Below are 26,034 nucleotides of genomic sequence, written 5' to 3'. Positions count from 1 at the left end.
TCGTCGATCAGGGACTTGGGGGCCCTCCACCAAGTCCCTGGCCGACTCCAGGTCCAGCCCCGATTCATACATATTTGAGCTACCGCGATGTCCGCTGTGGCCCGGACCGCTGCTCCCGCGGCCTCACCCGTCCGCCGCTGGTCACGCTCACGCCTACGCTGTCGAGCTGCCTCGTCTGTGCGTCCGGGTCGACAGCTTCCCAGGCCGACGGGCCGCGGTCCGTGGGGTGTGCGGGATCCCTTTGCTCTGCACCCCGGGAGGAAACCGGTCGGGCGGTTCAGCCGCATGGGCGTGGGTGGCGACTATGGGGGTGCGGAGCAAAGGCGATCCGCGCGCACACCCGTCTCCTGCCCGGCCCCGGTGGCCGGGCAGGGCGTCCGGCGTGAGCGTGACCAACGGCGGACGGGTGAGGCAGCGGGAAATGCACCCCAAGAAAACGCTCCGCTGCGCTCCACGTTTCCCCGGGGGCCCCGCGCAGCGGTCTGGACCACGACGGGCGCCGCGGTAGCTCACATCTGTATGAATCGGGGCTGGACCAGAGTCGGCCAGGGACTTGGTGGAGGGCCCCCAAGTCCCTGATCGACGAGACGTCAGAAGAGGTTGGCGATGGTCTTCAGGATTTCGGCGTAGAAGTTGCCCTCGATGCTGCGGAAAAGCGCGAAACCCTCGTTCGGGCTGCCGAAGAACGGCCGCAGCGTCCAGGCGAGCTGGGTGCCCACGAAGCCGAACAGCATGATCCAGATGTACAGCAGGGTCATGCTCGCCGGACGCTGTCCGTCGCGCGGCGGCGGGTGGTGCGGGCGCGGGCCGGCGTTGGCGAAGATGGGGCGCGACGCGGGGTCCCATGCCGGCGTGGTCATCGGCGGCGGCGGTGGCAGCGGCGCGCTGACCACAGTGGACGCCGCACCGCCGTTGACGGCGCTGGTGGCAGGCACGGCTGTCGCGGGCACCGGCGTGGCGGGCACCGTGGTCGCGGGCACGGCGGAGATCGGCGTGGCCGGCACCACCTCCGCCGGCACCGGGGCCTGCGCGGGAGCCGCCGGCGCGGCCGCGAGGGTGGGGGTCGCGGGAGCGAGCAGGCCGTGCTCGTTGAGCACCTGCATCCCACCGGTCAGGAAGCGCAGACCGACCAGCGCCGACAGGGTCAGGATCGCCACGTTGAGCAGCTTGAAGAAGCCGTAGTCAGGCGCCGTGATGAGGAAGAAGAGGCTGATCGGCGCGAACGCCACGGCCAGCATCGCGGTGACCGTGATGGCCACCATCACCATCGCGAGCGCCTGCCGCACGGACAGCCGCGCACCGAAGACCAGGTTGAACAGGTAGAGCGTCGGCAGGCAGATCGCCAGCGTGACGAGGAAGAGCAGCGGCAGCTTGACCGCCGACGTGAGGGCCATCAGGACACTGTGGAAGGCGCCCAGCACCGCGCCGTAAAGCGCGAGCGCGATGGCGGAGCTGGCCAGCATATGGCGGGTCAACTGGCCGAGCTCCCGCTCATCGACGATCTGCTGCCAGATGCTCTGCCGGTCGCGCAGGATGCGCTCGATCACGAGCAATCCAGAACCGTAGCGGACATCCGCTGACGGTAGGGCAGCGGGTGTGACTACCGCCACCCCACATCGATCCGATCGCCACGCTCGTCGAAAAAGTGCAGGGCGTCCATCCGCACCGAAATGGCGAGCGGGTGCCCCGCCGACACCGCGGGGTAGGGCGCCAGCCGCACCGCCAGCTCCGCCGGGCGGCGATGGTGGCGGCCGGGGTCGCTCAGCACGCTGGTGCGGCTGCCCTGCCCGGTGGCCTCGGGTCGCGCCGCCTCGCTGGTCGCGCGGCCGGTAAGGCGCTGCATCACGTGGCCGAAGCGGCGCAGCCGGCTGCCACCGTTGGCGCCCTCGGTCTCGGTGACCGGGCCGCCCAGGTCGTCGACGAGGATCGCGGTGGCGCCGATGTCGAGGAACGCCAGCGACTCGTGCCCGTGGTGCTCCAGGTAGCGGATGCGTCCCTGAAGCACGTCGCCCGGCGTGCCCGGCGCCACCGGCGTGAGCGCCTCCGCCCGCATGCCGACCACGATGCGCTCACCGTGGTAGTGCGCGACCGCCCGCGCCCGGATGTCGTCCCACGGCAGGTAGAGGGCCTGCTCGCCGAGGTTGAGCGCGACGTACCGGTCGAGGTGCACGTAGACCGACGCCTCCAGCAGGTTCATCCGGGGGCTGCCCAGGAACGCGGCGACGTAGAGGGTGGCCGGCCGCCCGTACACCTGGGTGGGTGTGCCCACGTCCTGGAGCACGCCCTTGCGCATGATCGCGACGCGGTCGGCCATGGTCAGCGCCTCGGCCTGGTCGTGCGTGACGTAGATCGTGCTGACGCCCAGCTCGCGCACCAGCCCGGAGATCTCCGCCCGCAGCTCGGCGCGCAGGCCACTGTCTAGGTTGGACAGTGGCTCGTCCATCAGGAACAGGCCCGGCCGGCGCACGATCGCCCGGCCCATCGCCACCCGCTGGCGCTGGCCGCCGGAGAGCTGGCTGGGCTTGCGGGCGAGGACGTCGCCAATGCCGAGAGCGCTCGCCACGTCGGCCACCCGCTCGCCACGCGGCAGCTGGTCGACGCCGGAAAGACGTAGAGGAAAACCAATATTCTCCCCAACAGTCATGTGGGGATATAGCGCGAAATCCTGGAAAACCATCGCGATTCGCCGGTCGCGTGGAGGAAGATCATTGGCGAGCTCGCCGTCTAGCAAGATCGCTCCGGTGGTGGGGTCTTCCAGCCCGGCGACCATGCGGAGCACCGTCGACTTGCCACAGCCTGACGGGCCCAGGAGCACCATAAATTCGCCGTCGTTAACGTCAAGACTGACGTTGTCGACCGCGACTGTGCCATCTGGGAAAACCTTGGTGACGTCCTTGAGTGCGACGGTGGTCACCGTCACCTCCCCGCAGCTTCGTTGCCGGCCCCCGAATAGGTAACTGTGACGATCGTTACGGCTTCAGCCCATCGGGTAAACGTGCCATGTTCGTGGTGTGACAGGGTGATTACTGCCCAGTTCAGCCGAGTTTTTCCGTACCCCCGGCTATGGGACACCAAACCGGCAGGAATGACGCGTCAGCGCCCTGCCGCGCCGTAACTCCACGTACGCCACGCGTCGACCACCACGAGCGCCGCAAGGTACAGGCCGAGCATCGCGAACGCGGCGGAGGCCGCCCCGGCGACCGCGCCGACCACGAGCACCACCGCCCGGCCGTCCCAGCCGAGCCCCAGCTTGTGCAGCGGCGGCCCCTCCACGCGCTTTTCCAGCCGGGTCGTGAAGTCGCAGTGGTGCAGGGCGAGCGCGGCCAGCAACAGGTAGACGACGGGCAGCGGCACCTCGTACGCCACACCCGCCGCGACCACGAACAGCAGCTCCGCCGCGCGCAGCGCCGCCGGCACCAGCCAGTCCAGCGGGCCGTCGTGCGCGTGCCACGCACCCAGCGCGGCAGCCAACACCAGCGCCCCAAGCGCCACGACGGCCAGGTCACTCCCGCCGGACCGGGCCACCACCAGCGCCGCCGCCGCACCGGCCGCTCCGAGCACGGCCGCGGCCAGCGGCGGGACCGACCAGCGGCGCAACAGGTGGGCGGCGGCACCGTCGTCGCGGTACAGCGTCGGGTCGGCGGAGGCGAAGACCGGCACCCGCATCGACAGCGCGCGTGCGGTGCGCAGGACCAGCGTGTACGCGGCCGAGAGCACGGCGCAGACCAGCACCGCCACCAGCGCCACCCGCTGGTCGAAGAGCGCGACGCACACCGCGATCACGGCCCACCGGGCGCCGGTCGGAAACAGCGCGGTCTGCTTGAGCCAGTACGCCGGCGAGCCCTGGTCGGACTGCACCCGGTGGGAGAGCCGGCCCAGCCGCCCGGTCGAGGGTGTGGCACGCGCCGCCGCCTCGTCGTGCAGCGCCAGGTACCAGGTGTCGCTCTGCCGCCGCACGGTGATCAGCAGCAACACGCCGACGGCGAGCGCCCACCCGTCACCCTGCGCCCCGACCGCCAGGCCGGCGAAGACCACGGCCTCCTTGACCCGGTCGGCCATCGTGTCCAGCCACCCGCCGAAGGGGCTAAACCGCCGCGTGTACCGCGCGAGCTGGCCATCGACCCGGTCGAGCACGAAGCCGAGGTAGAGCATCGCCGCGCCGAGCAGCAACGCCGGCCGCCCACCCGCCCAGAACAGCAGCGCGGCGGCCGCCACGAACGCGACCGAGGCAGCGGTGACCGTGTTGGGCCCGAGGCCGACCCGCGCCGCCCACCCGGTCAGCCGCGGCGACCAGGAGCTGACCAGATAGGTGGCGACGAGGTCGTCGCGCTCCCGCACCGCCAGCCGCAGCTCCACCTCTTCCGGCTGGATCTCGGCGATCGTCGCCTGCGCGGCCGCGCGGGCCACGCCGTCCCGAGCGCGGGCCGCGACGAGCTGGCGCACCCGCTGGCTGAAGACGGTGACGCCCACGCCACGCAGGGACGCAGGCAGCGCGTCGAGGCCGACGCCGACCCCGCCGCGCGCGGCGGCCATCAGGTCGGGCAGGTCGGGCGGGTCCACCCGCAGGGCACCGCCGAAGGCCGCGTTGGGCTCGCCCGGCACCAGCCGGCCGCGCTCCTCGCGGACCCGCTCACCGCGCGACCCGGACCCGGCCTCGACCACCAGGGCCACCGTCGAACCAGCCGGGTTGGTGGCCAGGTGCCGCAGCACGGCGGTGTGCGCGACGAGGTCGTCGGCACAGATCAGCAGCGGCTCGTCGGACGTGCTCGCCATCCCGGCCAGACCGGCGAGGTCCGGCACCGCCACGACCTTGTTTACGCCAGCGGCGCGCAACTGCTCCGAGATGGGCCCGGCGGTCAGCTCCAGCCCGGAGGTGACGATGACACCCAACATCGATGAGCCGCCCTACCCCAGGAATTGACGCCGGCCAGGTTAGCAGCCACCAGCCAGGTCAGGGAAAGCCCTCAGCCGCTGTTCAGGGCGGGGTCCGCCGCGCTGCGGAGGCGGGTGGGCCGGGCCGCTCATACCGTGGATACATGAGGACGAAACTCGTACGACCCCGAGACAACCGGATGATCGCCGGCGTGTGCGCCGGCCTCGGCCGCCGCTTCGGCATCTCGCCGAACGCGATGCGCCTGATCTTCCTGATCTCCTGCCTGCTCCCCGGCCCGCAGTTCGTCATCTACATCGCGCTGTGGATCATCATGCCCAACGAGGAGCGGTACGCCACGACGTACTAGACGATCTTTTTCCAGATTTGAGCTACCGCGATGTCCGCGGTGGTCCGGACCGCTGCTCCCGCGGCCTCACCCTCCGCGCTTCACAACCCAACCCAGGCCCGCCGAACACACACCGACGAGCATGTGCGGCTCCCACCGCCCGTCATTGTGGGATCCACGCCTGTGTCGACGGGTCCCATGCGCCGGTCGCTGTCGCGTCGAGGATCGGGTCGAAGATCTGGCTGGCGAGGTGTACGGCCGTGTCGTAGTCCGGGATAGGGCCGGGTGCTTCTGCTGCGGCGCGTGGGTAGCGTGCGGCCCAGCCGGCCGGGTCAGGCAACGTGAATCGTTCGGGAAGATCGAGCCTGCGCAGTGCCGCGTTGGTGACGATGGCGATGCGCAGCGTTTTGGCCCCGGTGGTCTGCGTGGTGGCGATGATCGCGATGTCGACGAGGTCCTTCACCCGGCTACTGCTGGCTGGCTGTCCGTCCCGGGCGTACGTGCCGAAGATGGCGCAGAGCTTGTCTGCAAGGTGGTCGGCGACCGGGAAGACGCGGTAGTGCGGCCGGACGAGCCCTTCTATGTCGAGTGGTGTCAGTGGCGCGACGACGTCTGGTGTGCCGGTCATCGCGGTGCCCACGACAACGTCGATGTGGAAGGTCGCGGACGGCGTCGGGCCGAGTCGTGCGTTGAGGTACACCCGGGCTCCCTTGGCCTCCTCTTGGAGTGGCATGACTCGGGTGATGTCGAAGTCGAAGTGATCGCCGAGGTCGATGCGGAGCGCGGTCTGGAGCGCGTCGAGAGCGTCGTCGACATCGGCGTCCGCGGCGTTGAAGAAGACATCGACGTCCTTGCTGTGCCGGGCCGTGGCGAGCCGGGCCAGGAGCGCTCCTGCGCCCTTGAGTACCCACCGGTCGGCGTCAGCGGAGCTGAACAGTCGGGCGAGGGCGCGGTCATAGGCGAACTGGCGCTGGAGTTCGTCGACTGAGTAGCGTCGGTCCGTACGCGCGATCTGCCCGAAGCGGTCCTTGAGTGCTTTCCTGAACGCCGAGGGCGTCTCGTACTGGAACTTTGTCCCGGTCACGACGGATCCGTTGTGCCGACGAGTATCCGAAGAAACTCTGCTGGGTCCGAGTGACCGTAGGCCACCGCGTACGGCTCGATGGCTGCCTCGAGCGCATCTCCGCGGAGGAGGCCCCGTTCGAGCGCATCCCGTGCGACTTGAGCCACCGCCGATTCGTCCTCGTGGTCGCTGAGCAGATCGTCTATGAGCCCCGGCACGGTACGCACCGGCAGCCCGCCCCAGACCTCCCAACTCTTTGGGGCAATCTTCGAACGCACACGCAGTTTGATGTCGCTGCGCCGAGGACGCAGCCGGGTGGTGGCGTAGAACTCGTGCTCATGTGGAATCAGGTCGCCGAGTCGCCGCAGGTGTGCCGCGCTGCGATGGCTGATGACCACGTCCGGGATAGCGGTGCGTTCATGCCATGATTTGGCACCGCCGAGTTGCAGCCAGGCCGCTCGCAGCGGGTCGAGGTCGGGGTCTTCGGGCACGCCCGTGAGCCGGTACACGCGTGTGGCCTGATCAGCGACGGCAAGCGTCCCGTCATCGACCAGTCGGCTCAGATCCTGACGCGACACGCCAACACGCCGAGCCTGTCCAGCGGTGATCATGCCCCATTGCTCACCAGCAACCTGGCTGATCGAAGCCAGGGCAGTACGCCTAGACATGGAGCGATCGTATCAATAGTGCGACGAACGCTCCGACTTCACGTTCGTCCTCGCGCGACCTGGTCAGGCGTTGGTGGAGGCGAACTCGCCGGCCGGGCTCACCACGGGTGAGTTGACCCGGCGCAGGCTCAGCAGGCTGGAGAAGAGGCCGGCGAAGATCACGGTGACGCCGACGCCGATGCAGGTCGACGAGGGCAGCACCACGCGGAGCGCTTCGCCGAGGTCTTGGGCGCCGAAGCCGCGCGAGCCCCAGGCGGAGAACGCCAGGATGCTGCCGGCGAGGCCGATCAGCACGAGCAGCACGCCGACCGCCGTACAGGTCTCGAGCCGGATCAGGCGGATCCACCGGTCGGACTGGCGCTCGCTGGTGATGCCTTCGTTGTGCCCATAGATCAGGGCGAACGCGCCGAACATCAGCAGCTGGGTGCCGACGAGCATGGCCAGGCAGGTGTAGACGAGCGTGTTGATGTCGAAGCCGACGCCGGCCACTCGCAGGGGGCCGACGGTCAGGATCGACGTGCCGATCAGGCCGAGGACGAACATGATCGCGCCGGGCCAGATCAGCGTCTTGCGCGGCGCGAAGACCAGCAGGAACCGCAGGTGGCGCCACCCGTCACGCCAGGTGCGCAGGTGTGGCGGGCGGCTGCGGCCGTCGGGCTGGAGGGTGGTCGGCACCTCGACGATGTCGTAGTCGTTGAGCGCGGCGCGCACGACCAGCTCGGAGGCGAACTCCATGCCCGGCATGCACAGGCCCAGCTGGCGGATGCGGTCGCGGTTGAAGCCGCGGATGCCGCAGTGGAAGTCACCCACGTGGCTCAGGCTCTTGCCGAACAGGCGACGTCCGAGGAAGGAGAGCACCGGGTTGCCCAGGTAGCGGTGCAGCGGGGGCATGGCGCCGGGCGCGATGCCGCCGCGGAACCTGTTGCCCATCACCAGGTCGTGGCCGGCCCGGAGCTCACGGATGAACGGCTCAAGATTGGACAAGTCGTACGAATCGTCCGCATCACCCATGATGATGTACTTACCGCGCGCCTCGGCGATGCCGTTGAGCAGCGCGCCGCCGTATCCGCGGACCGGCGCGTGCGAGACCCGGGCGCCGGCCTTGATCGCGATGTCCTGCGAGCCGTCGGTCGAGCCGTTGTCGCTGACCAGCACCTCGCCGACCACGCCCAGGTCGTCGAGCGCGCGGCGCGCCTTGGTCACGCAGACCTCGAGCGTCTCCGCCTCGTTGAGGCAGGGCAACAGGACGGTGACCTCGATGTCGACGTCGTCCTTCGCCACGGTGCTGGCCACAGGCATACTCCCGGTCACAACGCTGATTGTCCTTGCCGGCGCACTCTACGCGCGATGTTTTGATCCTCGCCCGGCGCGTCGCCAAGCGCAAAGGCTCGCGCCACCCGCATGAGGATAGCGGGTGGCGCCGCGACCGCACCCGCCGCTATGCGGCGGTATAGGTGACCTTGACCTGTGTGTAACCGAGTGATCGCAGCAGGCCTTCAAGCATCTTGCGGGTGTTTTCCTCGGCCCGCTGCACGAGGCCGCTGTCTCGCGCGGCCCCGGTGATCCGCTCCTGGGCCAGCTGGTAGACCTCCTGCTGGCGGTTTGGATCACCGCCGAACACCTCACCGAGCCTGTTGAGCAGGCCGCGCTCCTCGGCGAAGACGTAGCTCTTTTCCAGGTCGAGCGAGGCCTCGGTGAGCTGCGGCCCGGGCAGCGTGACCTCGGCCGACGTGCGGTCGGCGGACTCGACGATCGCGCCGTCGCCGATCTTGCCGAAGTCGACGTAGGCCTCGACCCGGCCCGCACCGACGAAGAGCGTGCGCTGGTTGACCAGGAAGTCCGGCACGTACTTGCGGTCTTTTTCGAGGTCGATGACGACCTGGAAATTGCCCTCCGCGGCCACGTAGCGGCTCAGATCCTGGATGGACTGAAGCAGCGGCGGCTGGCTGCGGTCTTTGGTCTCCTGGGCGAACGGGTTACGCCAGCTCGGCCACAGCCCGACCGCCTGGACGCTGAGCACCAGGACCACGATCAGCCCGACCGCGCCGGCCAGCCAGAACAGGGCCCGGCCGCGGCGCGCGCGGGGTGTCTCGGGCGTGGTCTCCTCGTCGTCGTGAAACCGCGGGTCGGGCCGTGACTCCTCCGCCGTGGCCTGACCCTTTCGATACTCGGAAAACTCGCTGGTCGGGTGGTCCATGTCCCGATCACCGTCCTCTTGAGACTGGGCTTAAGAGACCCTTAAGAGAACGGTACGGCCCGGGTGCGACACTCGCACGTTCAGCCGAACGCCGACAGGCCGGTCAGCTTTTGCCCGATGACAAGTTGATGGATCTCGGAGGTGCCCTCGTAGGTCAGCACGCTCTCCAGGTTGTTGGCGTGGCGGAGCACCGGGTACTCACCGCTGATGCCGTTGGCGCCGAGGATCGTGCGGCACTGCCGGGCGATCGCGAGGGCCTCCCGCACGTTGTTGAGCTTGGCGACGCTGACCTGCTCGGGGCGGACCTTGCCGGCGTCGGCGAGGCGGCCGAGGTGCAGCGCCAACAGGTATCCCTTTTGCAGCTCGACCGCCATGTCGGCGAGCTTGGCCTGGGTCAGCTGGAAGGCGCCGATCGGCCGGCCGAACTGCTCCCGCGACACCGCGTAGTCGAGCGCCGTGTGCAGGCACTCCCGCGCCGCGCCCAGCGCGCCCCAGGAAATGCCCTGGCGGGCCTCGGTCAGGCAGGACAGCGGGCCTTTCAGCCCCTCGACCTCGGGGAGCACGGCGTCGGCGGGCAGCCGCACGTCGTCGAGCACCAGCTCACCGGTCGAGGAGGCGCGCAGCGACATCTTGTGCTGGATCTCGCGGGCAGTGACGCCGGGTGAGTCCATCGGCACGACGAAGCCGCGCACGGCCTCCTCGGCCCGCGCCCAGACCACCGCCACATCGGCGACCGGCGCGTTGGTGATCCACATCTTGGTGCCGCTGAGCAGCCAGTCATCGCCGGAGCGACGGGCCCGCGTCGTCATCGACGCCGGGTCGGAGCCGTGATCGGGCTCGGTGAGCCCGAAGCAGCCCAGCGCCTCGCCGGCGGCCATCCGGGGCAGCCACTGCGACTTTTGCTCGGCACTGCCGAAGCGCCAGATCGCGTACATGGCCAGCGAGCCCTGCACCGAGACCAGCGAACGCACGCCCGAGTCGCCCGCCTCGAGCTCCAGGCAGGCCATCCCGTACGCCACGGCGGAGGCGCCGGCGCAGCCGTATCCGGTCAGGTGCATGCCGAGCAGGCCGAGCTTGCCGAACTCCAGCGCGAGGTCGCGGGCCGGCACCTGCCCCCGCTCGTACCACTCGGCGACGTGCGGGCGCACCAGGCTGTCGACGACCTTGCGCACGACGGCGCGGATCTGCCGCTCCTCGTCGGTGTGCAGCGAGTCGACGTCGATCAGGTCGAGCGGCAGTGCGCGCATCAGGTCAGCACCAGCACTCGGGCGTGGATCTGGTTGCGCTGCTGAAGGGCCGCGCGCAGCGCCCGGTGCAGGCCGTCTTCGAGGTAGAGCCCGCCGTTCCACTGCACGACGTGCGGGAACAGGTCGCCGTAGAAGGTCGAGTCTTCGGCGAGGAGCTTGTCGAGGGCGAGCTCGCGCTTTGTCGTGATGAGCTGGTCGATCCGGATCGGCCGTGGCGGGATCTCCGCCCACTGCTTCAGCGTCAGACCGTGGTCGGGATACGGACGCCCGTCCCGAACCGCTTTGAAGATCACGACGGCACGCTCCCCTCCCATGTCGCCGTACCGTTCTTACCTGTGCCGGCTCTTACCGGTGTCGACCGCATGCCAGCCTAGCGACCGGCGCCGACACCTCGGTTTGTTCCCTGATGTCGGCTATATTGCACGCTGTCCAGTCCAGTGCCCACGGTGGATGACCTGGTCGGGTGGCCGCCGGCCGCGCTTGAGCGACGGCGAGCGGCGGTCCGGGGCCGGATAGCCGACCGTGATCGCCCCGATCGGGGAGAAGTCCGCCGGCACCCCGAACTGCTCCCGGTACGCCGCGATACGCGCCGGCGGGATGCCGAAAAAGCACGCGCCCAGGCCCTCGTCGACGGCCGTGAGCAGCATCAACATGCTCGCGAAGCCGGCGTCGATGTCCCAGTACGGCGCCGGCCAGCGGCCCGGGTCGCGGTCGGTCCAGCCCTTGTCCGGCTCCGCGTACCGGTCGAGGTACACCGACCGGTTGGAGTGCGCGACCACGAGCAGCGGGGCGCGGCGCATGCCGGCCAGCCAGCCGGTCATCGCCTGCCCCTCGGGTGTCGTGGTGGCCCAGAACCGCTCCCGGTCGGCGGGCTCCTCCAGGACCAGAAACCCCCAGCCCTGGGAGAATCCGGCGGACGGCGCCCGGGTGGCGTGGGCGAGCAGGCGGTCGACCACCTCGGGCGGCACCGGACGGTCGGGGTCGTAGTTGCGAACCATCCGCCGGCGCCGCACGACGTCGCGGAACTCCACCCCGGCTCAGCCGCCCGCGGACGGCGTGATGCCCCAGGTGCCGCTCCAGGTCTGGCCCGGCTCCAACACGACGAGCCCACGCCCGGAGCGGAACGCGTCGGGCACGCAGGTCATCGGCTCGATCGCCACCGCGCGGCGGAACCGGTCGCCGGTGAGCGTGTCGCTGCTGAACACCTGCCACCAGCCGAACGCGGCGTCGCCCCAGATCGTGACCGCGTGCTCTCCATCCGATGTGGACAGGGTGACGGCGGAGCCGCCGTCTTCGCGCCGGTCGACGTCGCCGAACGCGGTGTCCAACACCGTGGTGCCGATGCGGCGCGGCTCGGTGAAGTCGAACTCGGTGCCGGCCACCTTCTGCGCGCCGATCGGCAGCAGCCGGCCGTCGACCAGCACGCGGCTGCGGGCCGGCACGCGCAGCAGCAGGTCGTCGGCGCGGGCGCCGGGCAGGCGCAGGTAAGGGTGGACGGAGAAGCCGAACGGGCACGGCTCGTGGGCGGCGTTGGTGACCGAGTGGGTGACCCGCAGCCCGTCCCCGCCGACCCGCCACTCGGCGCGCAGCCGCAGCGGCCACGGGTAGCCCGGCTGGGCCGGCATCGCGCACTCGATCGTCACCGCGTCGGCCGAGCGCTCGGCCAACGTCCAGGGCTGCCAGTTGACCAGGCCGTGGATCGCGTTGTTGCGGATCGGCTCGGTGATCGAGAGCTGGAGCTGCCGCTCGCCGAAGGTGTACTGGCCGTCACGGATCCGGTTGGGCCAGGGCGCCAGGATCTGTCCGGCACAGCCCGGCGGCAGCTCGTCGTCGCCGTACCCGTCCACGTAGTCGACCCCGCGCCACCGGTAGTGCCGCAGCCCTCCGCCGACCTCGACCACGACGGCCTCGTGGCCTTCGGCCGCGATCGTCCACTGTGCCCCGGAGAGCGGGGTCCTACCGTTGTCCATCGGCTGACGATATCTGGTAGCGCAGGAGCGCGGGGAAGGCCAGCACCAGCACCAACGCCAGCACCGCGGCCGCGAACCCGCCGCCGGCCCAGGCGAGCGTGACGCCCCACGGCCCGGCCATCGCACCGGCCCGCAAATCGCCCAGCCGCGGACCACCGGCGACAACCGTGATGAACACCCCCTGAAGGCGCCCCTGGAAGCGGTCCGGCGCGTACGTCTGGAGGATCGACTGGCGGTAGACCGCGCTCACCAGGTCGGCCGCGCCAGCGAAGGCGAGCAGCAGCACCACCAGCCACAGGTGGCGGGCGAAGCCGGACACTCCGACCGCGATGCCCCAGGCGACCACCGCGGCGGTCAGCGCCACGCCCTGCTTGCGGACCCGGCCGATCCAGCCCGATGTCAGCCCGCCGATCACCGAGCCGATCGCGATCGCGCTGTAGAGCCAGCCGACCGCGGCGCCGCCGCCGAACCGGTCCTCGGCCACCTCGGGGAACAGCGCCCGCGGCATGGCCAGCACCATCGCGATCAGGTCGATGGCGAACGAGAGCAGCAGCACCGGCGTGGTCGCCAGGTAGCGGATGCCGTCCACGACGCTGCGCAGCCCCATCGTGGCCCGCTCGACGCCGGGCGGGATGGCTGGCAGGCGCAGGGTGGCCCAGAAGGAGATGGCGAAGAACAGGGCGTCCACGCCGTACGCGATGGGCAGCCCGGTGTCCGTGCCGAAGGTCCCGAAGATCAGGCCCGCGGCCAGCGGCCCGACCACCGCGCTGCCGCTGGTGGTGGTGAAGCTGAGCGTGTTGGCCGCCGGCACGAGCTCCGGCCCGACCAGCCGCGGGATGATCGCCTGCCGGGTCGGCGAGCTGATCGCGAACGCGATCGTCTGCACCGCCACCAAGCCGAGCAGCAGCAGCGGGCTGCCCACCTGAAGCAGCGCCTGCACCAGCAGGCCGCCGGTCGACGCCCACATCAGCGTGGAGCTGGCCAGCAGCAGCCGGCGGCGGTCGACCGCGTCGGCCACCGCGCCGCCCCAGAGGCCGAAGACCATCAGCGGTACGAGGCCGGCGACGCCGAGCAGGCCCACCCAGAACGAGTCTTCGGTGATCGCGAACATCTCGACCGGCACCGCGACGGCGGTGAGCTGGAAGCCGAAGAAGGAGACCGCGTTGCCGAGCCACATGCGCCGGTACGCGGGAACGCTGAGCGGTCGGACGTCGATCGCCCAGCGCCGGGGGTGGCGACCGCCGGTCCGAGGAGCGGAGCGACGAGGGCGGCGGAAGCCGGCCGCCCGGCGCGCCCAGCGAGCGAAGCGAGCGCGACCAGCAGAGCGCCGGGTGAGGCTATCCGTCAAGGGGCCAGCCGCTCGATGGTCCACACTCCCTCGTCGGTGCGGCGGTAGCGCAACCGATCATGCAACCGACCGGTGCGGCCCTGCCAGAACTCGACGGTGTGTGGCGCGACACGCAGCCCACCCCAGTGCTCGGGCGCCGGCACCCGCTCCGGAAACCTCCTCTCGGTCTGCTCGTACGCCCGGTCCAGCGCGGCCCGGTCGGGCACCACCTGGGACTGCGGGCTGGCCCAGGCGCCCAGTTGGGACTCGCGCGGGCGGGTGGCGAAGTACGCCTCGGTCTCCGCGCGGGTCACCCGGGTCACGGCGCCGCCGACCACGACCTGGCGGCGCATCGCGAACCACGGGAAGACCACGCTGGCGTACGGGTTGGCGGCCGCCTCGGTGCCCTTGCGCGACTCGTAGTTGGTGTAGAAGACCAGGCCTCGTTCGTCGTACCCCTTGAGCAGCACGGTGCGGGCGCTGGGCCGGCCGGCGGGGTCGGCGGTGGCGACGATCATCGCGTTCGGCTCGGGCAGGCCGGCGTCGACCGCGTCGGCGAACCATCGATCGAACTGGGTCCACCAGTCGGGGGCCAGGTCGTCGCGAGAAAGCGCCTTCCCGGTGCCGTAGTCGCGACGCATGTCAGCGGGCTCGGGTGTGTCTGCGATCACGGCCCCATCCTCTTGGCGCGAGGGGTAACCCCCCGTTAACTCGGCGGAAAAGGGATGATGTCGCATGTACCACAAGACCCAGCACTCGCAAACTTAGTTACCCACCAGGCAAGATGGCACGCAACCTGCCGCGGCCACCCCGTGGCTTGGCGATAGCAGATCCGGGAGAGCGAAATGTCCGACTTCAAGCCGGGACTGGAAGGCGTGATCGCCTTTGAGACCGAGATCGCCGAGCCCGACAAAGAGGGCGGCGCGCTACGTTACCGCGGTGTCGACATCGAAGATCTGATCGGTCAGGTCTCGTTCGGCAACGTCTGGGCGTTGCTGGTCGACGGTCGATTCGGGCCCGGGCTGCCGCCCGCCGAGCCGTTCCCGGTGCCGGTGCACTCCGGCGACATCCGGGTCGACGTGCAGTCGGCCGTGGCGATGCTCGCGCCGTACTGGGGGCTTTCCCAGCTGCTGGACATCTCCGACGTGCAGGCGCGCGAAGACCTCGCCCGCGTGTCGGTCACCGCTCTGTCGTTCGTCGCCCAGTCGGCCCGCGGGCTGGGCCTGCCGGCCGTGCCGCAGAAGGAGATCGACAAGGCCTCGACGATCGTCGAGCGGTTCATGAAGCGGTGGCGCGGCGAGCCCGACCCGCGGCACGTCAAGGCCGTCGACGCGTACTTCATCTCCGCCGCCGAGCACGGCATGAACGCCTCGACGTTCACCGCCCGGGTCGTCGCCTCCACCGGCGCCGACGCGGCCGCCTGCATCTCGTCCGGCATCGGCGCGCTCTCCGGCCCGCTGCACGGCGGCGCGCCCTCGCGCGTGCTGCACATGATCGAGGCCGTGGAGCGCAGCGGCGACGCCGAGGGGTACGTCAAGGGCGTGCTCGACCGCGGCGAGCGGCTGATGGGCTTCGGCCACCGCGTCTACCGCGCCGAAGACCCGCGGGCCCGCGTGCTGCGCCGCACCGCCAAGGAGCTCGGCGCCCCACGCTTCGAGATCGCCGAGGCGCTGGAGAAGGCCGCGCTGGAGGAGCTGCACAACCGCAAGCCCGACCGGGTGCTGGCCACCAACGTCGAGTTCTGGTCCGCGGTGGTGCTCGACTTCGCCGAGGTGCCCTCGCACATGTTCACGTCGATGTTCACCTGCGCGCGGATGGGCGGCTGGAGCGCGCACATCCTGGAGCAGAAGGGGCTCAACCGGCTGGTCCGCCCCTCCGCGACGTACGTCGGCCCGGCACCGCGCAAGCCCACCGACGTCGAAGGCTGGGACACCGTGCCGCACGGCCTGTAGAAGATCACGGGCGGCGTGCCCTTGCTTACACTCCGGCGGGCCGTATCCCGGCCCGCCGGAGTTCGGTGGAAAGATGTCCGCCGTGGCTGACACACCGAGCATCCGGATCCCCGACGACCTCAAGCCCGCCGACGGCCGCTTCGGCTGCGGGCCGTCCAAGGTGCGCCCCGAGTCCGTGTCGGCGCTGGCCGGCGTGGCGACCACCTACCTCGGCACCTCCCACCGGCAAAAGACGGTCCGCGACCAGGTCGCGCGGCTGCGCCGGGGCATCGCCGAGTTCTTCTCCCTGCCCGAGGGCTACGAGGTCGTCCTCGGCAACGGCGGCACCACCGCCTTCTGGGAGGTGGCGACGTTCGGGCTGATCCGCGACCGGGCCCAGTTCGCCAGCTTCGGCGAGTTCGGCGCCAAGTTCGCCGCCTCGGTCAAGGCCGCGCCGTTCCTCGGCGAGCCGACCGTGCGCAAGGCCGACCCGGGCTCGGCGCCCACGCTCGAGGCCGAGGCCGGTGTCGACGCCTACGGCACCCCGCACAACGAGACCTCCACCGGCGTGGCCGTGCCGATCAAGCGGGTGGCCGGCGCCGACGACGACGCGCTGCTGCTCGTCGACGCCACCTCCGGCGCCGGCGGCCTCGACGTCGACGTGCGCGAGAGCGACGTCTACTACTTCGCGCCGCAAAAGTGCTTCGGCAGCGACGGCGGTATCTGGATCGCCCTGATGTCCCCGGCCGCGCTCGCCCGGGCCACCGAGATCAAGCAGTCGGGCCGCTACATCCCGGGCTTCCTCGACCTGGTCACCGCGATCGACAACTCGCGGCTGGAGCAGACCTACAACACGCCCGCGTTGGCCACGATCTTCCTGGCCGCCGAGCAGACCGACTGGATGCTCGGGCAGGGCGGCCTGTCCTGGGCGGCCAAGCGCACAGCCGAGAGCGCGGCGATCGTGTACGGCTGGGCCGAGCGCTCCAGCGTCGCCACGCCGTTCGTGAGCGACCCGGCACTGCGCTCCAACGTGGTGGCCACTGTGGACTTCGCCGACGGCGTCGACGCCTCGGCCATCGCGAAGGTGCTGCGGGCCAACGGCATCGTCGACACCGAGCCCTACCGCAAGCTTGGCCGCAACCAGCTGCGCGTGGCGCTCTTCCCGGCCGTCGAGCCGAGCGACGTCGACGCGCTGACCGCCTGCATCGACTACGTGGTCGAGCGGCTCTGACGGGTGGCGGGCCGCGCGACATGCCGCGTGGCCTCCCCCCGCGGCAGGTAGATTGCGCGTACCGTGTGCCGAGGACATCTCTGGCCTGGCCTGGCTAGAGGTGGCGCAGGCCAGCGAAGCGGGACGGAGGCAACGCGATGCGGCCAGTACGCTTCGTCGCCCTCTCCGAGGACGGCCAAGCCTTGGTGCTCGCCGACGAGGTGGGCCGGCTCCTCGCGCTCCCGCTCGACGAGCGGATCTCCACCGCGCTGCACGCCGAGCCGGGCGCCGGGCCGATCACGTTCGCGGTCGCCAGCGGCAGCGAGCCCGCCCCGTCGCTGTCCCCGCGCGACATCCAGGCCCGCATCCGCTCCGGTGAGTCGGCCGACGACGTGGCCCGCATCGCCGGCGTGCCGGTCGACCGCGTGTTGCGCTACGCCGGCCCGGTCCTCCAGGAGCGGGCGATGCTCGCCCAGCACGCCCGCCGCACCCGCCTGAAGTCGTCCGAAAAGGGCGCGCCGCTCGCCGAGGTCGTCGACAGCCGCCTCGCCCAGCACGGCATCGACTCCGAAAAAATCTCCTGGGACGCCTACCGGCGCGACGACGGCACCTGGCGGATCGTGGCCACCTGGCCCTCCGGCAAGGCCACGGCGCAGGCGATCTGGGAGCTCGACAAGACCCGCCAGATGGTTTCCCCACACGACGACATGGCGCAATACCTGTGCGCCGAGCGCCCGACCCAGATCCTCGGGCAGGAGCCGCCGGTCGAGCGCAGTGGCCACGGCCTGCCCGGCCCGTCCCGCGCCGAGCCCAGCCGCGGCGGCCACGGCCTGCCCGCCGCCGGCGACAAGTCGCGCACCCGCGACCCGATCCGCGCCGGCCGCGATGCGCTCCTCGCTTCGCTCGACCGCCCGGTCAGCTCCCCCGGTCGCGGCCTCGACCCGGCCGCCGCCCCGAGCGAGCCGGCCCGGCAACGCCCGGCCGTCTCCGGTGGCGCGGCCGCACTGCTCGGCGGCGGTCAGGGTTCGGCCTTCGACGACGACAGCGACCTCCCCAAGGAGGTGCCGGCGGTGCCGTCGCTGGCCGTGCTGCGCCCCCGGCGCACCACCGGCGCCGCTGCCGCCGCGAGCGAGTCCACCGAGCCCGGAGCCAAGCCGCGCAAGCGCCTGCCCAGTTGGGATGACGTGCTCTTCGGCACCGGCCCGGCCGCCCGCGAGACCTCCTGATCTTCGCCTGCCGCGTGGCAGGGTTGGGCGCATGGAGTACACCAACCTGGGCCGCACCGGCCTGTCGGTCAGCCGCCTCTGCCTCGGCACGATGAACTTCGGCCCGCACACCAGCGAGCCGGACAGCTTCACCGTGATGGACCAGGCGCTCGAGCACGGCATCAACTTCTTCGACACCGCCAACGTCTACGGCTGGAAGCTCGGCGAGGGCGTCACCGAGCAGATCATCGGCCGCTGGATCGCCCAAGGTGGCGGCCGGCGGGAGAAGGTGGTCCTGGCCACGAAGGTGTACAGCCGGATGGGCGACTGGCCCAACGAGCGCGGCCTCTCCGCCCGCCACATCATCCGCTCCGCCGAAGACTCGCTGCGCCGCCTCCAGACCGACTGGATCGACCTTCTCCAGATGCACCACATCTCCCGGGAGACGCCGTGGGAGGAGATCTGGCAGGCGATGCAGACGCTGGTAGACCAGGGCAAGGTGCTCTACGTCGGCTCGTCCAACTTCGCCGGCTGGCACCTCGCGCAGGCGCAGGAGACCGCGTCGGCACGGCACTTCCTGGGGCTCGTGTCCGAGCAGTGCCTCTACAACTTGCTCACCCGCCACGTCGAGCTGGAGGTGGTACCGGCCGCCCAGCGGTACGGGATCGGGATCATCCCGTGGTCACCGCTGCACGGCGGCCTGCTCGGCGGAGCGGTCCGCAAGCTGGCCGAGGGCGGCGCGGCGCGGGCCAAGAGCGGACGTGCCGCCGACACGCTGGCCGAGCACCGGTCGACGATCGAGGCGTTCGAAAAGCTGGCCGCCGACCTCGGCTACGACCCGGCCAACGTGGCGCTGGCCTGGCTGCTGTCCCGCCCCGGCGTCACCGCCCCGATCATCGGACCACGCACGGCCGACCAGCTCGACGCCTCGCTCGGCGCCCTCGACGTGGTGCTCTCCGACGACGTGCTCGCCCAGCTCGACGAGCTCTTCCCACCCATAGGCAGCGGCGGCCCCGCCCCGGAAGCCTGGGCCTGGTAACCCCGCCAGACGCGATCTCGAGACGTTTCGAGTCGAGGTGGCCCGGGCGCTGAGTTCCTATTAGGACAAAAGATTTGAGCTACCGCGACGTCCGTCGTGGTCCAGACCGCTGCTCCCGCGGCCTCGCCCGTCCGCCGCTGGTCGCGCTCACCCCGTTGGGCCGCCGCGACGGTCGCTGTTTGTCCACAATGTCTGTTCCCGGATCGGCGCTCTGGGAAAGCTGCGGGTTTTCGTCGCCGCGGGTAACCGCCGCGGCGGCGTGAGCGGCGCGAGATTCGAGATCTAGGAGAGTTAAGGCGCTATTTCAACCCTAAGTCTCCTAGATCTTGAAGTCCTGACCTCTGGGCTGGTTACGTTGCGTCAGGATGGTGCAGGTGGGGCCGTGTAGACCCGCTCGGGCTTGTCTCGCGGAGCTGGCAGTGGACGGCCGGGGGTTTCGGCGAGCGCTGCGAGCCGCCGGCCGGGAGCGGTGCCCGCGGGAGCATACGGTCCGCAGCTGACGCGGACATGGGCAGATCTGCCTTGAAGCAACGCACGACGAGCGGCGACCCTGACCCCGAAAGGTCTCTAGAACGGTTAAGAGCTGAAATCGCGCTCAAAGCGGCCAGGCGCCAAGCTGGTCGTAGGTGGGTTTGGGGCCGGGGTGGCTGCGCATCAGCACCACCTCGGCCACCGTCCACCGTGGACTCTCGTAGGCGTCGAGGGCGGCCCGGTCGGCTTCCACCGCGGACCGGTCGACGCGGTCGCCGGGGCGGGCCACGGTCAGGTGCGGCCGGAGCGGCTTGGGGTCGTAGGCGAGGCGGGCCCGCTTGAGCTCGCGCCGCACGCCGCGGCTCAGCCCGGCAAGCGCCGGCACGTCGCCGCCGACACCGACCCACAGGATGGTGAAGCGGCCGCGCCCGAACCGGCCACCGCCGCCCAGCCGCACCTCGAAGGGCGCGGCGAGGGCGGCGGCCCGCTCGACGGCGTTGGCCGCGTCGGTCGACCGGTCGTCGGGGACGTCTGCGAGGAACGCGAGCGTCACGTGCCAGTTGGCGCGCGAAGCGACTCGGGTGTTGACGCCCTCACGGAGGGCCTGGCTGACCCGCAGCTGCTCGACGTGGGCGGCGAAGTCGTCGGCCACGTGCTCCGGCGGGTAGACCGCGACGAAGAGCCGCAACGCCTCAATGATCCTGGTGGCGTGGCGCTGTCGAGCGCAGGTGTAGGCCGGCCGCCTCGAGCTCGCCCTCGACCCGGACCCGCTCGATCTCCAGGTCGACGCCGTCGAGCTGGCCGAGGTGCTCGCAGACGCCGAGGCAGCGGCTGGCCAGACGGAGCCGGTCGTCGTAGGCCAGCAGCACGGCGGCGTGCCAGACCTTGGAACGGGTGGCGATGCCGAGGCGCTGGTGGTCGAGGCGGCGCAGGTCTGCCGCTATCTGCTGGATGCTCGGCTGGTGCTGGTCGAGCTCGGCGAGCGAGATGCTCTGCTGGCTCAGCGTGCGGTCGAGGCGGTGCAGGTCGCGACGGTCGCGCTGGTCACGCACCCGACGCCGGACACGGCCCGCCGTGCCCTCCGCACAGATGAAAAGGGCCACCAGGCACGGCAGGCACACCAGCGCTATCAGCGCTAGTGCCAGCACAACCGCGTGCATGATGGCCACGATCCTTCACGCTAAGCCGAATCTTCGACTATTGCTACCGGTTTCAATTGACGGAAGGCGGACTCACTGTGTGGTGTCACGGAGCAGGTCGCGCAGGCCGTCGATCCGCTCCCGGTCGCCCTCCAGCCGGACCGTGTCGCCGCCGGCCCGACCCCACAGCCACAGCAGGACACTCTGCGGGTCGCCGGTGACCGAGGCTGCCGACCGACCGTCCGCCGGCCCGACCAGCACGCCCTCGGGGGCCGGCGTGACCGACCAGCGCGCGTCGCCGGCGGCGACCAGCACCGCGTGGCCGTCGCTCTGCGACAGCGCGGCGCCGAAGGCCTCCGGGGCGCCTGCCGTCTCGTACGCCAAGAAGAGGTGGAGCACCTCGTCGATGCCGTCGACCGCGAGATCGTCGGGGATCGGCGTGACCTCCAGGCGGAGGGCCAGCTCGGCGTCGACCCGGTGGATCACCGTCTCCTGCGCCATGCGGCGCACCCAGAACCCGACCGTCTGATCCGGCTCGAACCACGTGAAGGCCGGCGCGGACGGATCGCGACCCAACTCGTCGACGAGCGCGGCGTAGGCGCGGTCGAGGAGTGGCAGCGGATCCTCCTTTTCCAGGCTGGGTGGCGGCCAGTGGGACGGGCGCAGGCCGGTGCGGATGCACTCCACCTTGTGCAGGTAGACCTCACCCACGTGGCGGACCAGGTCGGCCACCGTCCAACCAGGACAGCTGGGCACATCCGCGTCGAGATCGCGGGCCGCCACCTCGCGGAGCCGCGCCTCGTCGTCGGCCAGGCAGCGCAGGAATCGCAACCGCTCCATGCCCGCCAGTCAAGCACGCGCCTACGACACTCCCGCGTGGATCACGTACAGCCGGGGCAGCGGGCGCAGCCGCAGCCGCAGCCGCCCGCCGGTGCGGCGCAGCTGCCAGGCCAGCGCGAGGAGCGCCGCGGCGATGGAGATCAGGCCGCCGGCCCAGATGCTCACGCCGGCGCCGAACTTCTCCGCCACCAGGCCGATGAGCGGCGCGCCGACCGGGTTGGTGCCCAGGAAGACCAGCACCCACAGCGCCATCACGCGACCGCGGTAGGCCGGGTCGACGCTGAGCTGGACACGCTGGTTGGAGGCCTGCGCGAAGTACACCATGAAGAACCCGGTGGGCACGAGCAGCACGGTCACCAGCCAGTACGCCGGGGCGAGGCCGACCAATGTGCCGAGCACGCTGAATGCGAAGGCGGCGCCGATCACCACGTACGCCGAGGGCCGCTCACGCCGGCCGCTGCCGGCCAGCGCCCCACCCAGGGCGCCCACCGCGAGCGCGGTGGTGAAGAGGCCGAAGGAGGCGGCGCCGGTGTTGAAGACGGTCTTGGCCAGCGCGGCGAGCGTGAGCTGGAAGTTGAACAGCACCATGCCGATCACCATGATCAGCGCCATCGGCATGACGAGGTCGGGCCGGCGGGCCACGTACCGCAGGCCGTCGGTCACCTTCGCCGCGTCGCGCTCGTCGATCGGCGGCAACTCCGGGCGGTGCAGCTCGTCAGCGTGCATCCGGGCCACCATGAGCAGCGGGGCGAGCGAGCTGACCGCGCTGATCATGAAGACCGGACCCACGTCGAACGCCGCGATCGCCACACCGGCCACCGCCGGTCCCACGATCCGCGCGGTGTTGAACGTGGCCGCGGAGAGCGAAAGCGCGTTGGGCAGCAGCCGGGTGCCGACCAGCTCGGAGACGAACGCCTGCCGCACCGGCGTCTCCACCGCGTTGGCGGTGCCGAGCAGGCCGGCGAAGACGAACACATGCCACAGCTGCACCGCGCCGCTCACCACGAGGACGCTCATGCCGAGGGACAGCACGCTCCACGCGCCGTTTCCGATGAGCAGGAGCAGGCGCTTGTCGTAGCGGTCGGCGAGGCGGCCGGAGAAGAGCGTAAGCAGCAGCACGGGCGTGAACTGGAGCGCCGTCACCACGCCCAGGGCGGTGGCGGAGTCGTCCGACAGTTCGAGGACCAGCCAGTCCTGGGCGATGAACATCATCCAGACGCCGATCAGCTTGATCAGCTGACCGGTCGCGAAGAGCCGGTAGTTGCGGACCGTCAAGGACTGGAATGTGGTGCTCAGCTTTGCCCGCACTTGAGAGTGCGCCTCCCTCACCGATGATGCGCGTCATCCACAGTGGACGAAGCGGCACCGATGGGGGCCGTCAGGCGCTGGCGAGCTTTCGCAGGATCTCGGCGGCTCGCCGTAGCGTGTCGCGTTCCTCCGGGCGCAGCTCGGCCAGGCGGCTGGCCAGCCACTCGTCACGGGCCCGCTCGAACTGGGCGAGCACCGCACGACCGGCCTCTGTCGCCGCCAGGATGACCTGCCGCCCGTCGGTCGGGTGGGGCGAGCGCTGCACGAGGCCACGCTCTTCCAGCTTCGCGATGATCTTCGTCATCGTCGGGGGCTGGACCCGCTCGACGTCGGCGAGCTCCCTGGGTGTCAGCGCACCGGCCAGCTCGAGGCTGGTCAATGCGTTGAGCTGGGTCGCCGTGAGGTCACCGACGGGCCGGGTCTGCCGGACCCGCCGGTTGAGCCTGGTGATCGCATCGCGCACCATCGGCGCGAGCTGCACAGCGGTAACTGGCACCGCCATCACCGTCCGCTCCGTCACGGTCGTTAGCCTAACTAATAAGCTAGGCTAACGACCACCGAATATGACTGCGATCACGTTCAGGGAACGCTCAGAAGAGCAGCGTCTCGACCGGGCCGCGTAGGAAGTACAGCACGAAGAGCCCGGCGACGGCATACAGCAGCGGGTGTACCTCGCGCGCCTTCCCCTTGACCAGCTTGATCAGCACGTAGGTGATCACGCCGGCCCCGATCCCGTTCGAGATCGAGTAGGTGAACGGCATCAGCACGATCGTCAGGAACGCCGGGATCGCGATCTCGTAGTCGGTCCAGTCGATCGTGCGTACCGCGGTGAGCATCAGGAAGCCGACGATCACCAGCGCCGCCGACGCCGCCTCGAACGGCACGAGCTCCACCAGCGGCGCGAGGAAGACCGCGACCAGGAAAAGCGCACCCGTGACAAGGTTGGCCACACCGGTCCGGGCACCCTCGGCGACACCCGCGGCGCTTTCGATGTACGAGGTGTTGCTCGACACGCTCGCCGCGCCACCCGCGGCGGCGGCCACCGAGTCGACAAGCAGGATCTCCCGGGTACGCGGCGGCTGGCCGTTGTCGTCGAGCAGGTTGCCCTCCTGGCCGACCGCCACCATCGTGCCCATCGTGTCGAAGAAGTCGGTGAGCAGCAGCGTGAAGACGAACATCAGCGCCACGAGCACGCCGGCCCGGTCCCACGCGCCCAGCACGTTGAACTCGCCCAGCAGCGACAGGTCGGGCGTGGCGTCCCAGGTGGACGGCCACTCGGGCACGTTGAGCGACCAGCCGTGCGGGTTGCCCTGCGGGCCGCCGGCCGGGCCGACGTCGGCGATCGCCTCCACGATGACGGCCAGCACCGTGGTGCCGAGGATGCCGATCAGGATCGCGCCCTTGACCCGGCGCACCACCAGCAGCAGCGTCGCCAGCAGGCCGATCACGAAGACCAGCGCCGGCCAGGTGACGATCACGCCGCCGATGCCGAGCCCGACCGGCGGGGTGCCGGCGTTGCCCTTGACGAAGCCGGCGTCCACGAAGCCGATCAGCGCCAGGAACAGGCCGATGCCGACACCGATGGCCGTCTTGAGCTGGGTAGGCACCGAGCGGAAGACGGCGGTACGCAGGCCGGTGAGCACCAGGATCGCGATGATCACACCCTCGATCACCACAAGGCCCATCGCGTCGGCCCAGGTCATCTCGGGCGCGATCTCGTACGCCACCAGCGCGTTGACACCCAGCCCGGCGGCCAGAGCCAGCGGGAAGCGGGCCACGACACCCATGAGGATCGTCATCACACCGGCCACAAGGGCGGTGGCGGCGGCCACGGCGGGGATGGCCAGCTTCGCACCGTCGCCGTCGGTCGCGCCGAAGAGGATCAGCGGGTTGAGGACGACGATGTACGCCATCGTGAAGAACGTGGCGAACCCACCTCGGATCTCGCGACCCAACGTGGAACCACGGGCGGATATCTCAAAGAACCGGTCGAAACGGTCCATGGAACCTCACCTATGATCATGAATACGGTTCCGCGCATCGTCCCAGATCAGGGGATACCGAAGAAGCACCTGCGAGTTACAAAGCCGTACCCTTGCCTCGTGTCTGATCAACACGAGCCACCACCCCGGGTGGAGCCGCTCGATCCACCGATGGTGCCCTTCGCCGTCGCCGGGATCGTGGGCTGGGCGGTGGCCGGTTTGGTGCTCCTGGTCTTCTTCCGCGGTTGGCTGGAAGACAACGGGCACACCGACTGGCTCTGGACCTGCCTGGCCGGCTTCCTGCTCGGATTTCTCGGCCTGGCCGTCATGCTGCGCCACGACCGAAACCGGCGGCGGCGCCGCGGCTCGTAACGCCTAGCCGTGCCCGTACGGCTCCGCGGGCTCACCAACCTCGACGGAGCCGGGTGCGCGGCTCACCGCGACCGCCTCGACCTCGCTGTCGTCGTACACCGTGGGCAGCTCGTCGACCGGCGGCTCGGCCACGCGCGTCGCCTCCGAGTGCGCGCCGCAGCCGTGGTCGGCGCTGACCGCGCGGCCGTCGTCAGGCGCGTACAGGTTTCCGCACACACCGAACGCCTGCCGCAGCGACCCGGCCAGCGGGAGGTAGAAGCCGCACGAGCCGCACCGCGCGGTGCGGGGAGCGGCGGTCGAGATGGGCGCCTCGGGGCCGTGCTCGCCGTCGTACCACCGCTGGGCGGTCTCCATCCGCCCCTCCATCGACATCACCCGGGAACGGCCGAGGCCGAGCTCCCAGGAGACCTCCTCGACGGCCGGGTCGTCGGAAAGCATGTATCCGGGCGCGAGGCGGTCATCGTCGGGCGGCGTGGGCAGCAGGTCGCCGACGCCCAGATCGCCAGGCTTGAGCCGCTCCTCCCACGGCACCCAGCCAGGCGCGAGCAGCGCGTCCGGCCCGGGAAGCAGCACGGTCTCGCAGACCGTGACGTGCTTGGTGCGTGGCACCCGGGTGACCGTCACGGCCCACCGCCAGCCGCGGTAGCCGGCCAAGTGGCACTCGAAGAAGTGGGTGACCACGCGATCGGCCTCGGCCACCGCGTCGAGATGCTCGCCCACGTCTGCGGCGTCGACCTCGGTGATGGCGGAACGGGCCAGATCGACCGCGTCAGCGCAGACCTGGTCGAGACGAGCGGCACGAACGGCGGTGGTCCTGGTCACGCCGGCTATTGTGCCATGCGCCAA

The 26,034-nt window shown here is 70.6% G+C and carries 26 protein-coding genes; 6 read left to right on the top strand and 20 right to left on the bottom strand.

Features of this window, described 5'->3' with window-relative positions; genetic code table 11:
- Window positions 1-590: 590 nt before the first annotated feature.
- The 3 genes from AC5L36_RS04080 to AC5L36_RS04070 all read right to left on the bottom strand — a co-directional run bounded on the left by AC5L36_RS04080 (window position 591) and on the right by AC5L36_RS04070 (window position 4,893).
- A complete protein-coding gene (locus AC5L36_RS04080; protein WP_441213966.1) occupies window positions 591-1,547 on the bottom strand; it encodes a hypothetical protein in 957 nt (318 codons plus the stop codon).
- A 53-nt stretch (window positions 1,548-1,600) separates the two neighbouring features.
- Complete coding sequence (locus tag AC5L36_RS04075; RefSeq protein WP_441213965.1) at window positions 1,601-2,914, bottom strand: ABC transporter ATP-binding protein; 1,314 nt, start codon at window positions 2,912-2,914, stop codon at window positions 1,601-1,603.
- Window positions 2,915-3,093: 179 nt separating this feature from the next.
- Window positions 3,094-4,893 carry a CDP-alcohol phosphatidyltransferase family protein gene (locus AC5L36_RS04070; protein WP_441213963.1) on the bottom strand — a complete coding sequence of 600 codons (1,800 nt, stop codon included), beginning with the start codon at window positions 4,891-4,893 and terminating at the stop codon, window positions 3,094-3,096.
- Window positions 4,894-5,036: 143 nt separating this feature from the next.
- Between AC5L36_RS04070 and AC5L36_RS04065 the strand changes: the two genes are divergently transcribed.
- Window positions 5,037-5,240, top strand: coding sequence for a PspC domain-containing protein (locus tag AC5L36_RS04065; RefSeq protein ID WP_441213961.1), 204 nt, complete (start codon window positions 5,037-5,039; stop codon window positions 5,238-5,240).
- A 142-nt stretch (window positions 5,241-5,382) separates the two neighbouring features.
- Here AC5L36_RS04065 and AC5L36_RS04060 read toward each other — a convergent pair whose 3' ends face one another.
- The 10 genes from AC5L36_RS04060 to pdxH form a co-directional block, all read right to left on the bottom strand.
- Window positions 5,383-6,303 (bottom strand): nucleotidyl transferase AbiEii/AbiGii toxin family protein, encoded by a 921-nt coding sequence (locus AC5L36_RS04060; RefSeq protein WP_441213960.1) that lies wholly within the window; start codon window positions 6,301-6,303, stop codon window positions 5,383-5,385.
- Window positions 6,300-6,950 (bottom strand): type IV toxin-antitoxin system AbiEi family antitoxin domain-containing protein, encoded by a 651-nt coding sequence (locus AC5L36_RS04055; RefSeq protein ID WP_441213959.1) that lies wholly within the window; start codon window positions 6,948-6,950, stop codon window positions 6,300-6,302. The genes AC5L36_RS04060 and AC5L36_RS04055 overlap by 4 nt, the downstream gene beginning before the upstream one ends.
- A gap of 63 nt (window positions 6,951-7,013) precedes the next feature.
- On the bottom strand, window positions 7,014-8,243 hold the full coding sequence (locus AC5L36_RS04050; RefSeq protein ID WP_441213958.1) for a glycosyltransferase family 2 protein: 1,230 nt from the start codon (window positions 8,241-8,243) through the stop codon (window positions 7,014-7,016).
- Window positions 8,244-8,388: 145 nt separating this feature from the next.
- Window positions 8,389-9,147 (bottom strand): DUF4230 domain-containing protein, encoded by a 759-nt coding sequence (locus AC5L36_RS04045; RefSeq protein WP_441213956.1) that lies wholly within the window; start codon window positions 9,145-9,147, stop codon window positions 8,389-8,391.
- Window positions 9,148-9,227: 80 nt separating this feature from the next.
- The gene (locus tag AC5L36_RS04040) at window positions 9,228-10,394 is read right to left on the bottom strand and encodes an acyl-CoA dehydrogenase family protein (protein WP_441213955.1); all 1,167 of its coding nucleotides are present in this window, start codon (window positions 10,392-10,394) and stop codon (window positions 9,228-9,230) included.
- The gene (locus tag AC5L36_RS04035; RefSeq protein ID WP_441213953.1) at window positions 10,394-10,687 is read right to left on the bottom strand and encodes a type II toxin-antitoxin system VapB family antitoxin; all 294 of its coding nucleotides are present in this window, start codon (window positions 10,685-10,687) and stop codon (window positions 10,394-10,396) included. The genes AC5L36_RS04040 and AC5L36_RS04035 overlap by 1 nt, the downstream gene beginning before the upstream one ends.
- 120 nt (window positions 10,688-10,807) lie before the next feature.
- Window positions 10,808-11,425: a nitroreductase family protein gene (locus tag AC5L36_RS04030; protein WP_441213952.1), complete on the bottom strand. Its 618-nt coding sequence runs from the start codon at window positions 11,423-11,425 to the stop codon at window positions 10,808-10,810.
- Between the two features lie 6 nt (window positions 11,426-11,431).
- The gene (locus tag AC5L36_RS04025) at window positions 11,432-12,364 is read right to left on the bottom strand and encodes an aldose 1-epimerase family protein (protein ID WP_441213951.1); all 933 of its coding nucleotides are present in this window, start codon (window positions 12,362-12,364) and stop codon (window positions 11,432-11,434) included.
- Window positions 12,351-13,580 (bottom strand): MFS transporter, encoded by a 1,230-nt coding sequence (locus AC5L36_RS04020; RefSeq protein ID WP_441214473.1) that lies wholly within the window; start codon window positions 13,578-13,580, stop codon window positions 12,351-12,353. The genes AC5L36_RS04025 and AC5L36_RS04020 overlap by 14 nt, the downstream gene beginning before the upstream one ends.
- Window positions 13,581-13,708: 128 nt before the next feature.
- Entirely contained in the window at window positions 13,709-14,332 is a 624-nt protein-coding gene (gene pdxH / locus AC5L36_RS04015) for a pyridoxamine 5'-phosphate oxidase (RefSeq protein WP_441214472.1), read from the bottom strand.
- Window positions 14,333-14,536: 204 nt separating this feature from the next.
- Here pdxH and AC5L36_RS04010 point away from each other — a divergent pair, with 204 nt between their 5' ends.
- The 4 genes from AC5L36_RS04010 to AC5L36_RS03995 all read left to right on the top strand — a co-directional run bounded on the left by AC5L36_RS04010 (window position 14,537) and on the right by AC5L36_RS03995 (window position 19,076).
- Complete coding sequence (locus AC5L36_RS04010) at window positions 14,537-15,643, top strand: citrate synthase 2 (protein ID WP_441213950.1); 1,107 nt, start codon at window positions 14,537-14,539, stop codon at window positions 15,641-15,643.
- Between the two features lie 82 nt (window positions 15,644-15,725).
- Window positions 15,726-16,853: a phosphoserine transaminase gene (gene serC, locus AC5L36_RS04005; protein ID WP_441213949.1), complete on the top strand. Its 1,128-nt coding sequence runs from the start codon at window positions 15,726-15,728 to the stop codon at window positions 16,851-16,853.
- 137 nt (window positions 16,854-16,990) lie between these two features.
- Window positions 16,991-18,058 (top strand): septation protein SepH, encoded by a 1,068-nt coding sequence (gene sepH, locus AC5L36_RS04000; RefSeq protein ID WP_441213948.1) that lies wholly within the window; start codon window positions 16,991-16,993, stop codon window positions 18,056-18,058.
- A gap of 31 nt (window positions 18,059-18,089) precedes the next feature.
- A complete protein-coding gene (locus AC5L36_RS03995; protein WP_441213947.1) occupies window positions 18,090-19,076 on the top strand; it encodes an aldo/keto reductase in 987 nt (328 codons plus the stop codon).
- A gap of 595 nt (window positions 19,077-19,671) precedes the next feature.
- Here AC5L36_RS03995 and thpR read toward each other — a convergent pair.
- The 6 genes from thpR to AC5L36_RS03965 form a co-directional block, all read right to left on the bottom strand.
- Window positions 19,672-20,235 carry an RNA 2',3'-cyclic phosphodiesterase gene (gene thpR / locus AC5L36_RS03990; RefSeq protein ID WP_441213946.1) on the bottom strand — a complete coding sequence of 188 codons (564 nt, stop codon included), beginning with the start codon at window positions 20,233-20,235 and terminating at the stop codon, window positions 19,672-19,674.
- Between the two features lie 4 nt (window positions 20,236-20,239).
- A complete protein-coding gene (locus AC5L36_RS03985) occupies window positions 20,240-20,707 on the bottom strand; it encodes a hypothetical protein (protein ID WP_441214471.1) in 468 nt (155 codons plus the stop codon).
- 72 nt (window positions 20,708-20,779) lie between these two features.
- Window positions 20,780-21,526, bottom strand: a complete 747-nt coding sequence (locus tag AC5L36_RS03980) for a maleylpyruvate isomerase family mycothiol-dependent enzyme (RefSeq protein ID WP_441213945.1) — start codon at window positions 21,524-21,526, stop codon at window positions 20,780-20,782.
- A gap of 21 nt (window positions 21,527-21,547) precedes the next feature.
- Window positions 21,548-22,834, bottom strand: coding sequence for an MFS transporter (locus AC5L36_RS03975; protein ID WP_441213944.1), 1,287 nt, complete (start codon window positions 22,832-22,834; stop codon window positions 21,548-21,550).
- Window positions 22,835-22,904: 70 nt separating this feature from the next.
- Window positions 22,905-23,354 carry a MarR family transcriptional regulator gene (locus AC5L36_RS03970; RefSeq protein WP_441213943.1) on the bottom strand — a complete coding sequence of 150 codons (450 nt, stop codon included), beginning with the start codon at window positions 23,352-23,354 and terminating at the stop codon, window positions 22,905-22,907.
- 70 nt (window positions 23,355-23,424) lie between these two features.
- Window positions 23,425-24,837: an NCS2 family permease gene (locus AC5L36_RS03965; protein ID WP_441213942.1), complete on the bottom strand. Its 1,413-nt coding sequence runs from the start codon at window positions 24,835-24,837 to the stop codon at window positions 23,425-23,427.
- A 150-nt stretch (window positions 24,838-24,987) separates the two neighbouring features.
- Here AC5L36_RS03965 and AC5L36_RS03960 point away from each other — a divergent pair, with 150 nt between their 5' ends.
- On the top strand, window positions 24,988-25,188 hold the full coding sequence (locus tag AC5L36_RS03960) for a DUF2530 domain-containing protein (RefSeq protein WP_441214470.1): 201 nt from the start codon (window positions 24,988-24,990) through the stop codon (window positions 25,186-25,188).
- A gap of 3 nt (window positions 25,189-25,191) precedes the next feature.
- Here AC5L36_RS03960 and AC5L36_RS03955 read toward each other — a convergent pair whose 3' ends face one another.
- Entirely contained in the window at window positions 25,192-26,034 is an 843-nt protein-coding gene (locus AC5L36_RS03955) for a DUF3027 domain-containing protein (protein WP_441213941.1), read from the bottom strand.

Source organism: Phytohabitans sp. LZ39 (assembly GCF_059359075.1).
This window is presented reverse-complemented; position numbering and strand designations above follow the sequence as displayed.

Excerpts from the sequence above, each read along its gene's own strand:
- AC5L36_RS04070 (WP_441213963.1), bottom strand. The coding sequence starts at position 4,893 with ATGTTGGGTGTCATCGTCACCTCCGGGCTGGAGCTGACCGCCGGGCCC.
- AC5L36_RS04065 (WP_441213961.1), top strand. The coding sequence starts at position 5,037 with ATGAGGACGAAACTCGTACGACCCCGAGACAACCGGATGATCGCCGGC.
- AC5L36_RS04055 (WP_441213959.1), bottom strand. The coding sequence starts at position 6,950 with ATGTCTAGGCGTACTGCCCTGGCTTCGATCAGCCAGGTTGCTGGTGAG.
- AC5L36_RS04045 (WP_441213956.1), bottom strand. The coding sequence starts at position 9,147 with ATGGACCACCCGACCAGCGAGTTTTCCGAGTATCGAAAGGGTCAGGCC.
- AC5L36_RS04040 (WP_441213955.1), bottom strand. The coding sequence starts at position 10,394 with ATGCGCGCACTGCCGCTCGACCTGATCGACGTCGACTCGCTGCACACC.
- AC5L36_RS04025 (WP_441213951.1), bottom strand. The coding sequence starts at position 12,364 with ATGGACAACGGTAGGACCCCGCTCTCCGGGGCACAGTGGACGATCGCG.
- pdxH (WP_441214472.1), bottom strand. The coding sequence starts at position 14,332 with ATGCGTCGCGACTACGGCACCGGGAAGGCGCTTTCTCGCGACGACCTG.
- AC5L36_RS04010 (WP_441213950.1), top strand. The coding sequence starts at position 14,537 with ATGTCCGACTTCAAGCCGGGACTGGAAGGCGTGATCGCCTTTGAGACC.
- sepH (WP_441213948.1), top strand. The coding sequence starts at position 16,991 with ATGCGGCCAGTACGCTTCGTCGCCCTCTCCGAGGACGGCCAAGCCTTG.
- AC5L36_RS03995 (WP_441213947.1), top strand. The coding sequence starts at position 18,090 with ATGGAGTACACCAACCTGGGCCGCACCGGCCTGTCGGTCAGCCGCCTC.
- AC5L36_RS03985 (WP_441214471.1), bottom strand. The coding sequence starts at position 20,707 with ATGCACGCGGTTGTGCTGGCACTAGCGCTGATAGCGCTGGTGTGCCTG.
- AC5L36_RS03980 (WP_441213945.1), bottom strand. The coding sequence starts at position 21,526 with ATGGAGCGGTTGCGATTCCTGCGCTGCCTGGCCGACGACGAGGCGCGG.
- AC5L36_RS03965 (WP_441213942.1), bottom strand. The coding sequence starts at position 24,837 with ATGGACCGTTTCGACCGGTTCTTTGAGATATCCGCCCGTGGTTCCACG.
- AC5L36_RS03960 (WP_441214470.1), top strand. The coding sequence starts at position 24,988 with ATGGTGCCCTTCGCCGTCGCCGGGATCGTGGGCTGGGCGGTGGCCGGT.